Annotated in this window: 14 protein-coding genes and 2 pseudogenes; 10 read left to right on the top strand and 6 right to left on the bottom strand. The window is 68.3% G+C overall.

Going from position 1 to position 12682, the window contains the following annotated elements; genetic code table 11:
• Nucleotides 1–38: 38 nt before the first annotated feature.
• Entirely contained in the window at nt 39–266 is a 228-nt protein-coding gene (locus ACNJ93_RS00170) for a DUF6458 family protein (RefSeq protein ID WP_418955215.1), read from the bottom strand.
• Between the two features lie 269 nt (nt 267–535).
• Entirely contained in the window at nt 536–871 is a 336-nt protein-coding gene (locus ACNJ93_RS00165) for an alpha-amylase (protein WP_418955214.1), read from the bottom strand.
• A 399-nt stretch (nt 872–1270) separates the two neighbouring features.
• Here ACNJ93_RS00165 and ACNJ93_RS00160 point away from each other — a divergent pair, with 399 nt between their 5' ends.
• A complete protein-coding gene (locus tag ACNJ93_RS00160) occupies nt 1271–1774 on the top strand; it encodes a hypothetical protein (protein WP_418955213.1) in 504 nt (167 codons plus the stop codon).
• A gap of 33 nt (nt 1775–1807) precedes the next feature.
• Here ACNJ93_RS00160 and ACNJ93_RS00155 read toward each other — a convergent pair whose 3' ends face one another.
• Nucleotides 1808–2254: a MarR family winged helix-turn-helix transcriptional regulator gene (locus ACNJ93_RS00155; RefSeq protein WP_418955212.1), complete on the bottom strand. Its 447-nt coding sequence runs from the start codon at nt 2252–2254 to the stop codon at nt 1808–1810.
• 113 nt (nt 2255–2367) lie between these two features.
• On the opposite strand from ACNJ93_RS00155, the gene ACNJ93_RS00150 reads away from it, so the two are divergent.
• The 4 genes from ACNJ93_RS00150 (at nt 2368) to ACNJ93_RS00135 (ending at nt 5682) form a co-directional block, all read left to right on the top strand.
• A complete protein-coding gene (locus ACNJ93_RS00150) occupies nt 2368–3300 on the top strand; it encodes an alpha/beta hydrolase (protein ID WP_418955211.1) in 933 nt (310 codons plus the stop codon).
• A gap of 170 nt (nt 3301–3470) precedes the next feature.
• Complete coding sequence (locus tag ACNJ93_RS00145) at nt 3471–4238, top strand: SDR family NAD(P)-dependent oxidoreductase (RefSeq protein WP_418955210.1); 768 nt, start codon at nt 3471–3473, stop codon at nt 4236–4238.
• A gap of 26 nt (nt 4239–4264) precedes the next feature.
• Nucleotides 4265–4636 (top strand): MerR family transcriptional regulator, encoded by a 372-nt coding sequence (locus tag ACNJ93_RS00140; protein ID WP_418961267.1) that lies wholly within the window; start codon nt 4265–4267, stop codon nt 4634–4636.
• A gap of 221 nt (nt 4637–4857) precedes the next feature.
• Complete coding sequence (locus ACNJ93_RS00135; protein WP_418955209.1) at nt 4858–5682, top strand: hypothetical protein; 825 nt, start codon at nt 4858–4860, stop codon at nt 5680–5682.
• A 60-nt stretch (nt 5683–5742) separates the two neighbouring features.
• On the opposite strand, the gene ACNJ93_RS00130 is transcribed toward ACNJ93_RS00135, so the two are convergent.
• Together ACNJ93_RS00130 and ACNJ93_RS00125 are read right to left on the bottom strand one after the other, a co-directional pair.
• Nucleotides 5743–7233, bottom strand: a complete 1491-nt coding sequence (locus ACNJ93_RS00130) for a pyridoxal phosphate-dependent decarboxylase family protein (protein WP_418955208.1) — start codon at nt 7231–7233, stop codon at nt 5743–5745.
• A 1109-nt stretch (nt 7234–8342) separates the two neighbouring features.
• Nucleotides 8343–9239, bottom strand: a complete 897-nt coding sequence (locus ACNJ93_RS00125) for a transposase (protein WP_418955207.1) — start codon at nt 9237–9239, stop codon at nt 8343–8345.
• A 337-nt stretch (nt 9240–9576) separates the two neighbouring features.
• Between ACNJ93_RS00125 and ACNJ93_RS00120 the strand changes: the two are divergent.
• The 5 genes and pseudogenes from ACNJ93_RS00120 to ACNJ93_RS00100 all read left to right on the top strand — a co-directional run.
• A pseudogene (locus tag ACNJ93_RS00120) lies at nt 9577–9717 on the top strand (SUKH-4 family immunity protein); the annotation flags it as partial.
• A 319-nt stretch (nt 9718–10036) separates the two neighbouring features.
• Nucleotides 10037–10336 (top strand): annotated as a pseudogene (locus tag ACNJ93_RS00115) (transposase); the annotation flags it as partial.
• A gap of 42 nt (nt 10337–10378) precedes the next feature.
• Nucleotides 10379–10672: a hypothetical protein gene (locus ACNJ93_RS00110; protein ID WP_418955206.1), complete on the top strand. Its 294-nt coding sequence runs from the start codon at nt 10379–10381 to the stop codon at nt 10670–10672.
• A 168-nt stretch (nt 10673–10840) separates the two neighbouring features.
• Entirely contained in the window at nt 10841–11113 is a 273-nt protein-coding gene (locus ACNJ93_RS00105; RefSeq protein WP_418955205.1) for a hypothetical protein, read from the top strand.
• Between the two features lie 152 nt (nt 11114–11265).
• Nucleotides 11266–11556 carry a hypothetical protein gene (locus ACNJ93_RS00100; RefSeq protein ID WP_418955204.1) on the top strand — a complete coding sequence of 97 codons (291 nt, stop codon included), beginning with the start codon at nt 11266–11268 and terminating at the stop codon, nt 11554–11556.
• Nucleotides 11557–11807: 251 nt separating this feature from the next.
• Here ACNJ93_RS00100 and ACNJ93_RS00095 read toward each other — a convergent pair whose 3' ends face one another.
• The gene (locus ACNJ93_RS00095; protein ID WP_418955203.1) at nt 11808–12404 is read right to left on the bottom strand and encodes a hypothetical protein; all 597 of its coding nucleotides are present in this window, start codon (nt 12402–12404) and stop codon (nt 11808–11810) included.
• Nucleotides 12405–12682 lie beyond the last annotated feature (278 nt).

Here is a 12682-nt window from a genome sequence, read left to right as displayed (position 1 = left end):
AACTCCCTCCATGCCCAGTTCAGCCCGCCGCGCGGCCCTCACCGCAGATCGTCGCGACGCTCGTCCTCGGTCAGCGTGGGCGCGACCGGAGGCACGACCATGCGCCGCCGACGCAGGATGCTGGTGTACACCGCCGTACCGATGAGGCCCACGGCCATGAAGATCAGCCCCACCAGATCGAGGTTGACGCCGTCGAGCTGCCAGTCGGACGCGAACGTCAGGATGGCTCCCACGGCGATCAGAATGATGCAGACTCCGAGACCCATTGCTCCTCGTTCCTCCCAATTGCGGGTCGGACCACCTCCGCGTACCCCGTCCCGCACGCCTCATCCCCGAAAGGCGTCGGCGTCGCGCAACACGCGCCAACAAGCCGAAGAGAACAGAGACTTCAGGCACTGCGACCGATCAAGGTCGAGGTGTATGGACGAGGTCGCGGACGGCCCCTCGGAAAGGAGAACGGGTCTGGGCGTGGGTGTGGGTGTGGCGTAGGACCACTGCCTGCTCGCAGTCCTACGCCACACCCGCCGTGCCCGGGTCAGGAAGCGCCGCTGGTCGCGACGGGCTCGCACGTGCGCAGCCCAGTGACGTAGTTGCCATCCGTTCCGTAACCGGCGAACGTCGCCCTCTCGCCGGGCTGGATGACCCGGCACGGTGCCCACTGACCGTTCGTGTACTCGACCGTGACGGCGACGGCCTCGCCGCAACCGTTGAAGACGTCGGTGTAGCGCCAACTCTGGAAGTACTGCACACACTCCGGAGCCGGAGTGCCCGCCGCAGCCGACGGCCCGGCAAACAGGGTCATCACAAGGCTCCCCGCGGCCGCGGCAGAGAGCGCGGCCGGACGCGACATGCGCTGGATGAGGTTCGTCATGCCCCGAATCCTTGTGGCGGGCAGCTTCTTGCGCAAGCAGGTGCAATAACTTTCAGCCAGCGACTGTGCCCAGCGGTTAACTTGCAGGTCAACAGCGATTTCAGGTTCTGAAAATTCTTCCAAGTCGCTCACGGACTCACGCCAGGGAATCGGAGTACCGACACGCCATCAGGCCCCTCCGTCACGACGGCCGTAGACCGCCCCGCGTGAAGCATCGTGCAGACAGTGACTGAGATTGGACGCCCCGGAGCCCGACCGTCCGGCAACGTGGGCCCGCCCCTTTGGCGGCGAGACAGTTGCGGTCCTCATCTTGTGAAGACCGCTGGCCTTCTGTCACCGAGGCGGTACTCGAGGCAGCCCGGCGCCAGGCGGGGCCTCGGCGGTGTCTACGGTGCGGGCATGACTATCCCTGAGATCATTCCTATCGCCCATGAGCCGGACTATCGAACGAGCACCATCGGCCGGTTCAGCGGCGGCCAGTTTCTGGCCTCGGTCACCTACGCGTTCCCGGACGGGTTCGAGATGGAGGGCGGCTGGGAGGAGCAGAAGCGGCTGTTCGTCGTGCTGCACAAGTTCGGCCACGACGGCCACCACCAGGAATCCGACATCTGGTGCGCCGGTACGTGGGCGGAGCAGATGAAACGCCCCTACGGCGAGCAATCCGTCGTTGCCCGCGCGGAAGCGCGATTGGCTGTCGTTCTCGCCGGCCTGGAGGGCCGTGAGTACTGCGACATCGCGATCCGGCCCTTCCAGCTCACCGTTGACGGTGTGGTCTTCGGCCTCATCACGGAGTGCCGTGGCGAGGCCGAGCCCGAGGGCGGGGCGGGCGAGCACGACTGGGCTGAGCTCCATCCGGATGGGTTGGGCTTCTCGGCTCCGTGGAACGGCGAGTACGACACCTGACAGACCCGACCGGCCGGGCCGATCGCCCTCAATTCATTGAGGTTGGCCGTGTCGGCCGGTTTCGAGGGCGGCGCGGAGAGCGGCGAGGGTGGTGGCGAGACGAGCCAGATCGTCGGGAGTGATCGCGGCGGTGAGCGTGGCGAGTTCGCGTTCGACGAGTGGGCGAGCGGCGGTAAGGAGTTCTGCGCCCTCGGGTGTGAGGTCGAGCAGGGACGAGCGCCGGTCGTGGGGGTGTGCGGTTCGTCGGCACCAGCCCGCAGCGACGAGGCGGTCGACGGCCTTGCTCACCGCTCCGACGGTGATCGCCACTTCGGAGGCGATGTCGAGGACGCGGCACTCCGGTGTGCGGTGGATGATCTCCAGCAGCTCGAACTGCCCGAGCGCGAGGTCGCATTCGGCGCGAAGCCGGGCGCCGACGGCGTTGTAGAGCCGGGTCTCGACACGGACGAGATCGGTGAAGATCGGCGTGATGTGGCTCACAAACCCCTCCAGTGGATTCCTGGGAATCATCTTCCTCGGAATCCGGTTGGACTGGATGTCAGATGGATTCCCAGGAATCCATCCTCGCATCCCGACCGAGGAAAGGCTCACTGATGTCCCGTCAGCAGCGCGACGCCCTGGACGCCATGCTCCGCTCCGCCCCGCGCAGTCAGACACCGCCCACGGTCGAAGAGCAGCGCAGCGGTTTCGCCGCTGCCTTCGCCGGCCCCGCCCCGCAGGGGATCGTCACCCGTCGGACCGTTCTGGGTGGCCGGCCGGCCCTGGAGCTGGAGCCGGCGGAGGCCGTCGGGCCCGGCCGACTGCTCTACCTCCACGGTGGCGGCTACGTCATCGGCTCACCGGACACCCATGCGGCACTGGCCGGTGAGCTGGCCCGCCGCGCCGGGCTGCGTGCGGTGTCGGTTGATTACCGGCTGGCGCCCGAGCACCCCTTCCCCGCGGCCGTCGACGACGGACTCGCGGCCTATCGCGAGCTGCTGGAGAGGGGCACCGGCCCTGAGGATCTGGTGCTGGCCGGTGATTCCGCCGGTGGCGGCCTCACCCTTGCCACCCTGCTGGCGGCCCGGGAGGCCGGACTGCCGCAACCGGCCGCCGCGGTCCTCTTCTCTCCCTGGACCGACCTCACCCTCGCAGGGGAAAGCATGCGCTCCAAGGCTGAGGCCGACCCGATCTTCACCGAGGCCGACATACGCGCCTACGCCGATCTCTACATCGGTGCCGGTGACCGGGCGAATTGTCTGGCCAGCCCGGTGCTCGCCGACCTGACGGGACTGCCTCCGCTGCTCGTGCAGGTCGGGGCGAACGAGGTGCTGCTCGACGACGCGGTCCGGCTGGCCGGCCGCGCGGGCGCCGCCGACGTGGAGGTCACTCTCGAGGTCGGTCCCAGCCTGCCTCACGTCTTCCAGCACTTCTACGACCGCCTCGACGAGGCGGACGCCGCGCTCGATCGGGCCGCCCGCTTCCTCGACGCCCACCTGAGCACCGCCGGCCGCCGGGCCGCCGACCATCTCGAACCGGCCCACTGACACCGGCGCCGGTGCCTCCCCGAGATACCGGCAACGCTCGAATCACGGTCACCGACGCCACGAGTGCACGCGACAACAGACGCACCAGACAAAGGAGATACCAGGGGAAGAGAAGGCACTGTCCCCCGTCAGGCGCTGCTTGACCTTGACGCTGGCGGCAGGGTTGCACGATGACCGGCATGAACAGCACCGCACCGCAGAACAGCAGGATCGTCGCCGTCACCGGAGCCGGCACCGGGATCGGCCGGGCCACCGCCCGTGCCTTCGCCGCTGAGGGCGCCCACGTGGTCGCGATCGGGCGGCGGGCCGAGCCCCTCGAGGAGACCGGGGCCGGATACGACCGGATCACGCCGCTGGCCGCCGACATCACCGCCGAGGGCGAGCCGGATCGGATCGTCCGGGAGGTGCTGGAGACACACGGCCGGCTGGACGTGCTGGTCAACAACGCAGGCATCGTGCGCAGCGGCGCCCTCGGCACGCTGACGTCGGAGATGATCACAGCTCAGCTTGCCACCAACCTCGTCGCCCCCATCCTTCTGTCCCAGGTCGCGCTGCCACTCCTGGAGAAGTCGGGCGGGGTGATCGTCAATGTCAGTACGTCGGTGGGGCAGCGGGCCTGGCCCGGCAGCTCGGTCTATGCGGCTACCAAGACGGCTCTGGAGCTGCTGACCCGCAGCTGGGCGGTGGAGCTGGCACCACGCGGGATCCGGGTGGTGGCGGTCGCCCCCGGCGCGATCGACACCCCCATCGGCGAGCACCAGGGCCTGACGCCGGAGCGGATGGCAGCGGTGCGGGAGTGGCAGCTGGCGCACACCCCACTGGCCCGGATCGGCCGAGCCGAGGAGGTGGCCTGGGCAGTCACCCAGCTTGCCGCACCGGCCGCGTCGTTCGTCACCGGAGTGGTACTCCCGGTCGACGGCGGAGCGGTCGTGGCGTGATAGGAGTAACCCGGGAGGTGGAATGGGTGCGGATCGGTGAGCTGGCCGGGGCGACCGGGACAACCGCCCGTGCGCTGCGGCACTACGAGCAGGCCGGACTGATCTCCTCGCAGCGGGCCCCCAACGGCTACCGCGTCTACGACGAGCGGGCGGTGGTGCGGGTCCGCAATATCCGCCACCTGCTGGCCGCCGGGCTCACCCTGGACGACGTGCGGGTGTTCCTGCCGTGCCTGGACGGCGATGTGGCCGCCGCACCGCCCGCAGAGAAGGGCCTGCGGGTCGCGTTGGAACGGCTGGCGATCCTCAACGAACGGATCGCTGCCCAGACCGAGGCCCGCGACCGGCTGGAAACCGCGTTGCGACAGGCAACCGGTGGCCGGATCCACCCAGTGGCCTGAACGCCCGCCTCGTCGCAGAAGCCGGAGGAACCCGGAGTCACGACGCTACCCACGGCCGCAGCCATGGAACTCCGTGGTCGTCGAGGGCCATGTCAACCGGATCAAGATGCTGAAGCGCCAGATGTTCGGGCGAGCTGGCTTCGAGCTCCTCCGCAAGCGCGTCCTGTTACCCAGGTTCACCCGGGCACAACTCTGGCTCCCCGACGGCATAGCCTCAGCCTGTGACCCGCAGCCGCAGCCAGACCAAGCAGCCTCGCCCCGCCGCTCTCCCTCCCTTTCAGGAACTGCTGGACAGTACAGACTGGGCGTCGCTCGCCACGGCACGCGGCACGGGTGAATCCCTGCCGGCGGCGCTGGCACTCCTGACCAGCTCGGACCCGGTCATCAGGCAGTCCGCTCTCCAGGATGCGCTGGGACCGGTGACTCACCAGAACAGCATCTACGAGGCCACGATGCCCGTGGCTCTCTACGTCGCGGCGATCCTCAACCATCCGGCCGTCACGGCAGGCGACGACAGCCAGGACGCCAAGACGTCCCCGAACCGTCCAACTCTCGTGCGGCTGCTCCAGTGGCTCGGCGACACCGCCTACGACGCAAACGACGAGTGCGTGGCCATGGGCGAACGTCTCTACGGTGAGGAATTTCTCGATGAGTACGAGGAGATGCGCGCGTTCCGGGACGCGCGCCCGGCGATCTTCTCCGCTGTTCATCCCTTCCTCAGTCACCCCAACGCCGATGTGCGCCACACTGCCCTTGTCGCTGCCATCCCCCTCATCGAGCACCCCCTCCTCACCCAGCATCAGGCCGCTCTGGCCAGCCATGCCCGACATCTCCTGGCAACCAGCACTGACCGGCGTCACCGAGGCCGCGTCCTCGACGCGCTGAAGGCTTGGGGTCACGACACCAGCGGCCTGGAGGACGCGTCCGACATCGCAGCCCGTGAGCACTACACCCTCCTCAAAGCTGCACGTACTTCACGGGAAGGCGGCTACAGCGAAGACCCGCCGTTCTGGCTCAAGGCCAAACCATTCCGCACCATCCGCTGATCACCCCGCGTGGTGGCACCACAAGAAATAGAGCAGAGCCCGAGTTTCAGCCGCAGATGTTCACTCAGTTCTGACAGCATCGTCCGATTGAACGGGATGGCCCGCCGTGGCTGATGGCCGATCACGCGGGGGTGCATCGGGTGGTTCTGCGCAGTCGGAGTCCGCGGCCTGAAGGACTTCGCGAAGGAGCAGGTCGAGGTCGCTCTCGTGGGTGCGGTAGTTGCACAGGCAGGCGCGCAGGACCGTCCGGTCGTCAACGGTGACGGTGGCGAGGTAGGCCCGTCCGGCGGTCTGGACGCGGCGGGCGACGCGGGTGTGAAGGGCGCCGGGGTCGGGTGTGGTGGTGCCGGTGAGGCGGAAGCAGGCCACCGGCCAAGGGCCGCCGGCCACAAGTTCCAGGCGAGGGCTGGCGGTGATCTTCTCGCGCAGGCGGTCGGCGAGGGTCAGGTAGTGCTGGAGCAAGGCTGCGACGCCGTCGCCTCCGAGGTGGTGCAGCGTGGCCCACAGGGCGAGGGCGCGGGTGCCGGGGCGGGTGAGTTCGATGGTGGAGTGGGAGAGCCAGGGGAGGGTGTCGGGTTCGCCCGGGGTGAGATAGGAGGCGCGGTGGGAGAAGGCCGTGTGGAGGTACTCGGGGTCGGTGACCAGGAGAGCGCCGCAGCCGACCGGCACGCTGAGGGTCTTGTGCGGGTCCACGGTCATGGAGTCCACATCGGCCACGCCCTGGTAGAGGTGTGCCAGAGCAGGCACCATCGCACCGAGTCCGCCCCAAGCTCCGTCGGCGTGGTGCCACATCCCGGTGCTCCGGCACAGAGCGGTGACGGGTTCGAGGGGGTCGACGGCGCCGGTGGCGGTGGTACCGAGTGTGGTGACGGTGCAGAACGGCAGGAGTCCGGCGGCCTGGTCCGCGGTCACGGCTGCGCGCAGTGCGGCAGGGTCCAGGCGGTGCTGTGTGTCGCTGGGGATGGGGCGCAGGCGGTGGGCGGGGATGCCGATGCAGGCTGCGGCCTTGGCGACGGACATGTGAGCTTGGGCGTTGTAGTAGAGGGTGAGGCGGGCGTGGTCGCGGTCGTAGGCGGGACCGTCAGCCGAGCCGCGGCGGGTGAGGAACCAGGTGCGGGCGGTGGCCAGGGCGAGCAGGTTGGCCATGGAGCCGCCGCTGGTCAGGACGCCTCCGGCGGTCGAGGGCAGGCCCGCCAGGTCGGCCAGGGTGCGCACGGTGCCGCGTTCGAGGTCCATCAGGGCGTTCTCGCCCATGCCGCAGGTCGCGTTGATGGCGGAGGCGAGGAGTTCTGCGATCAAGCCGGCAGGGGCGGGCGGGGAGTTGATCCAGGCGAAGAAGGCCGGGTGCCCGTTGCCGGTGGGGAACGGTGCGATCTCCTCGCGCACGAAGTCCAGGATCTGCCACAGCTCACCACCGGTACGGTCGAGCGGGGCATCACGCAGGCGGGCGCGCCGGCGTGCGGGCATCGGACGGCTCACCGGGGTTTCCGGCAGCTGGCCCAGGTACTGGCAGACCCACTCCGCGGCCGCGACGAGCTCGTCCCGCAGCACCTTCGGATGCGCCGTTAGAGGCCCCTCGCCCAATGACGGCGGAGGCTCGCTGAAACGGGTCGGAGCGTGGTCGTGCGGAAAGCGGTTCATGACGGCGCGTGGGGCCTTTCATCACACAAGAAGGCCCAGGCCGGCGCACCGGGGCCGTGATCGTAACGAGCAACCCGGCCCGCCGTCACGTCCAGGCGCGAAGACTTTCTCCAGCGCGTCAAGCGCCCCGGCGCCTCCTGCGGCCGGACGCCCTCCGTTATCGAACAGAGCGTCCTGGCAGTGCTGTCGGAACTGGGTTCTGGCACAGATCTTGGGGAGCAATCACGGACGGTGACAGGTTCGTTCGATTGCAGGGAGGGGAGGCGGCCTCGGGGATCGTCAGCGTTCACGCATTCTGGTCCACCACCAGCACGTCGTCGCCCACTCGTTGTAGTTGGGCTCTGGCAAGGTGCGGCGCTCGAATTCCTCATCGATACGCATGATCAATCGGCCCAAGTCCCTTTTGGCTCCGGGCGGAAGGTGCAGCATCGCCCACTCCAGGTCATCACGGGCATCTGCCACCCCGGGCGAATCAAACGCGGAGGCGTCCAGGTAGCGTCCGGGCTGCTTGAAAGTCCACTCGATACACGAGAGTGCTTTGGCGACCGCGTTGGGCCACGTCTGCTGGTCTTCGATCCGGCGGATCGCTGCACGAGTCCGCGCGGAGACACCGGGGACCTTCAGGACCGGATCCTGCCATCGTGGCCGCCACCGCTCTGCGCGGACGGCCTTGGGACGCCTACGCGGCATCGCCCCTTCGGATCAGCATGAGGCCATCCTGCCACGGCTGGGCACCTGCATCCACTGGCTATACGCCGGCCGCGACAGGTATTGCCACTACCCGGTTCTCTTGGGGAAACGTTGCGAAGTGTTACTGGAGAAGGATGATCTTGCGGAGCAGTTCGAATCCGGCTCGGCCGTAGAGCTGCCGCTTGATCTTCTTGATGCGGTTGCCGGCGCCCTCGATGCTGCCGGAACTCCGGTCGAGGGAGCCCTGCTGTCACGGCGTCGAGGTCTCGGAGCAGGTGGAGTGCGAAGCCGGTGAGGCCGGGTAGCTGGCTGGCGTCGACTGCGTCGATTCAGGTGGAGAGTGTGGAGCCGAGGCGGTCGGTGAGGATCTCGCCGAAGTCGCGGACGTGTCCGGCGGCGGTGTCCAGTTCGGGGCAGTGGGCCAGAACCTCCTTCAGGCCGGCGCGGTCCTCCTCCTTCAGGGTCGCGGGGTGTCGGGTGAGCCAGCCCGTCACCTGCCGCACTGTCGGCGGTCGCGGCCGCGCGCCAGCCGGAGTCCCCCGGAGGGTGGCGATGTGGGCACGGACCATCTGACAGGTAACGGGGGCGTTGTCGGCAACCTGTTCGCTGTGGAGCTGGGTGACGCTCGTACATCCCGCGGCGAAGCGTCGCTCCAGATAGGGCTTGTAGGGGTCCAGTCTGCTGGACCGGGGGCGGTTCTCGCGGAAGGTGTCCCGCCAGCGTGCGGCGTTCGCGTACCGGAGGACGGTGTTGAGGCCCCAGCCCAGGTGTCGGGCGATCGCCCGGCGTGAGTGGCCGGGGGCCAGGAGCTCGTGGACCAGGGCGTGTGCGGCCTTCTTGCGCTCGGCCCGCCGGCCGACGGGTTCCGAGTCGTCCTGCGGTTGGCCGGAAATCAGTCCGGTGGCCTCCGGCAGCATGCCGCTGGGCGATGGGCTGCGCAGGCAGTCGCCATGGGCGGCGACGCAGGTCTCCACGGCCCGGCCGAGGCCCTGCCACAGATGGAACCGGTCAGCGACCTGCAGAGCGTCAGGAGCACCACGCCGGGCGCCTTCGGCGTAGGCACCCGCCCGATCCCGGCAGATGATCTCCACGCCGGGGTGGCGGACCAGCCACGCAGCCAGCGGCCCGGCCTCACGCGTCGGCAGCACATCGACCACCCGGTGGTCTTCAATACTGGTCAAGACGGTGGAGTAGGTCTGGCCGCGACGGATCGCGAAATCATCCACGCCCAGCACACGCGGCGGCTGAACGCGGGATCGGGCAGTGCCATGACCCTGCGCAGCAAGGTCATCCTTCCCGCGCTGAAGCCCAGCTGGGCTGCCAGCCGCGCGCCGGCCCGACCGGCCAGCGCGAGCCCCACCCGCTCCAGGGCATGGTCGAGCCGAGTGGTGAACCGTGCGTACGGGGCAGTCAGCCGCGAGAACCTCTCAGCAAACGTCCGACGCGGACAGTCCGCCGCCCCACAGATGAAATGCCGGACCACGTCGTCCCCGATGGGGCCGCGTGCTTGTCAGCCCTGCTCGATAGGGTCCGCATCGCAGCCAGCCGCGGAAGGACTCTCACATGACAACGTTTGACGAGCTCACTGCCTGGGCCGGCACAGGGAACGTCACAAGGGCAGACTCGGCGGTCGTGTCGCGCTGGCAGATCCCCGAGGATCAGAAGGCACTACTGGTTGATGTCGGGATCCCCATCGTCGATCAGTTGATCGAGTACGTATCGTTCCAGGTGGAGGCGGCTCCAGCACTCCAGACGTCAGATGGTAGGTCGCTCTACCGCCTCACCCAGAGCAAGGAGTCAGAGCTGGCCTTGCGCATGCTGATGGACCACTTGCTGTTCGTTGAGTGCCAGCCCGAGGCATTGGCCGAGCAGCAGCGGGTCTGGGAAGAGTGCGGCGCCGGGTCCAAGACCGGCGTCGCGGGCGTGTCACGCGGCGACCGCCGAGGAAGCATCGCGAGCATCGGCTACATCGAAAGCGCCGACAAGAACGGCTTCGCCTTCATCCCCAGCCCTGGCTGGTACAGCAAACCCCGCCCACCTCGCCGCCTGCCGGACTCGCCCCGGCGACCCGGAGCTCGGGCTCCTCGATCCGCGGCGAACAGCCCTCCAGGAAAGGAAACAAGCAGCTCCACGGGCCTTTTCCCTCTCCGCGTTCGCCGCCCTGGCTGACCGGGCATCACGGGCCCACTACGACAGGAAGATCGGTCAGGGCAAGCACTACGCCCAGGCCCTGCTCTGACTCGCCAGACGCCTAGCCGACGTCCTCTTCGCCATGCTCCGCGAGGGAACCTTCTACGAACCCCAACCCGGCCGAGCGGTCTGAGACTTGCTTGCACTCCGTCCAATCCCGTGGTCAGCTTCGGGCATGGGGGACGAGCGTTCCGAGCACCTGGTACTCATCCGTCGGTGGCTCGCGGGTGAAATCGTCAACAACACCGTCGGCATCGAGATCGTCGACGGACCCTTCACCGGGCGGACCAAAATCGTCGAACTCGACCAGACAGGACTGCCGCCCGCAGGCTTCCGAGGCCGCCCCGGCCGAGCACCAGGCCCGTGGAACCCTGCCACCAAACACGCCTACAAGGCAGTCCGAGACCCCGACACGTCTGCGGGCTGGATCTACGAATACGTCGGCGTCGACGCGGCCCCGGAAGACTGACACCGCCAGGGCCTCCACCGCCCCGCAGAGACTTGCCCAAACCCATAGGGGCACCCCGCTGGACGGGGTCCAGGGGGCGGGGAGTTGGCCGGACCAGCGCGTCATGTTCTCGGGGGCGAGTAAGACGGACGCGAGGCGGGTGGTGCGGTCGTTGAGCCGGCGGGTGCCGTGGCTCTGGAGGACGTAGCCGCGGGTGACCGCGTCGAGCCCGGTCGCGGTGGCCAGGGTGTCGTGGAACTGGTCGTCGTCGAGCGGGTCGGGCAGGAGGCGTGCGTCGACGAAGAGGGCGTGGACGTGGGGGATGTCGCCGTGGTCGGTGCCGAAGCTGGTGACGACGCACTGGACGACGCGGTCGGTGTTGAGGTCGGACAGGTCGTCCGGGAACCCGGGTGTCGGGGCTCTTTCGTGCGTGCGGAGCCAGCTGCGTTCGTGGCAGGATGACGGCATGTTGATCAGAAAGGGCGATGCCGCGTAGGCGCCCGAAGGCCGTCCGTGATGAGCGGTGGCGTCCTCGCAGACACGTTGTGGTTCGGCGGATCCGGGGTGTTTCCGCGAGGACTCGTGCTGCTGTCCGCCGCGTCGAGGATGAGCGGATGTGGCCTGGTGCAGTTGCTGACGCGCTCGCCCGTTTCGAGTGGGCTTTCAAGCAACCCGGCCGTTATCTGAACGCCTCCCAGGTCTGGCAGCCCGGACTCGAGGTGGAGTATGCCCGCGATGATCTGGAAGAGGTCCTGCTTCACCTCCCTCGCGGCGCCCGGCGCGATCTCGGCCGGCTGGTTGCTCGTATCGACGATGAGTTCGAGCGTCGCACTCTGCCGAATCCTGGTCCGGTGAACGCCTTCACGGTGGGGGGCTGGTGGTGGTCGAGGATCCGTGAGCACTGAGGAGGATCACGGAGCCTCGTGCGCCAAGTCAGCTCGTGGCCGGCTGCTGTTCGGCGCGGGCGCGGGTGGTGGCGGGGCGGTAGGAGTCGGTTCCTGTCTCGAGGCGCAGGGACCATCGCTGCGGGTGCAGGGAGCAGGTGGTCCGCTTGCCTGGTCCTCCAGCGTCACCATGAGACGTGCCGACCTACTCCTGTGAGTGCTCCGTCGAGTACAGAGATACCTGCACCGGTAAGAGGTCGGGGCAGTCGGAGTCAGTTCGTGGGCGTGACGGTGGCGGGGAGGTGAACTTCCAGCACGACTGCGGTGCCGGCCACGGTCCGGTCCTCGTGCATGCTGATCCGTTGGCCGGTTGCGACGTGTGTCCAGTGAGAGGGCGTGAGGGGAACGAGGCGAACAGTGGCCCGCCCGCCGGGCTCCAGAACGGGCATGCCCTCGACCCAGAACCTGGCGATGCTCACTGGAGAACCTCCGGCGGGTGAGAGGTTTCCGATGCCCCACATGGGCCGCAGAACACCGTGACCGGAGATTGACGTCTTGCGTCGCGCCTCCATGGCCGGACGGAGCGTCAGATCGGCCCGGATCACCCCGTTTCGGATTTCGGAGCACCGCCAGTGGAACCACGCCGCGCTCCGTTCAAGGCGGAGCTGTTCGGCCGCCTCGGCAAGCTGCTCCCAGAACGTCAACGGCAGCAGATGTTCATCACCGAGCTCCTCCAACAGGCCCAGCGCGGTTTCCCACTCGTCGTGGGCAAGGTAGTCCCAGACGTCTCGCACCGTGACGTCGTTCTCGGTAGCGGTCTCTTCCGGGATCAGGAGGGAAGCCGATTCGAGCAGTTCGGTGACATCCATGTGGTCATTGTCGACCACGGTGTCAGGCTGTGTCGTTCTGTTCCGACCTGCGTCCGCTGCACCTACGACCGCTCGCCGCACCCCGCGGGGAAGGCCGTGGTGCCGAGTGTGCGCGGCACCTGACACCTCATGAACGCCTGGGTGCACGGCCCTACGGGGCCGGGGTGCAGTGGACGACGGTCGGCGCGCACGCCTCCGCGTACACGATCAGCGCGTCGACCTCGGCCTGGTCCGCGGACAGCCCCAGCACAGCTTCGTGTGGGCCCACTCGCCGACGT

Source organism: Streptomyces tritici (genome assembly GCF_048500665.1).
GTDB classification, from domain to species: domain Bacteria; phylum Actinomycetota; class Actinomycetes; order Streptomycetales; family Streptomycetaceae; genus Streptomyces; species Streptomyces tritici.
This window is presented reverse-complemented; position numbering and strand designations above follow the sequence as displayed.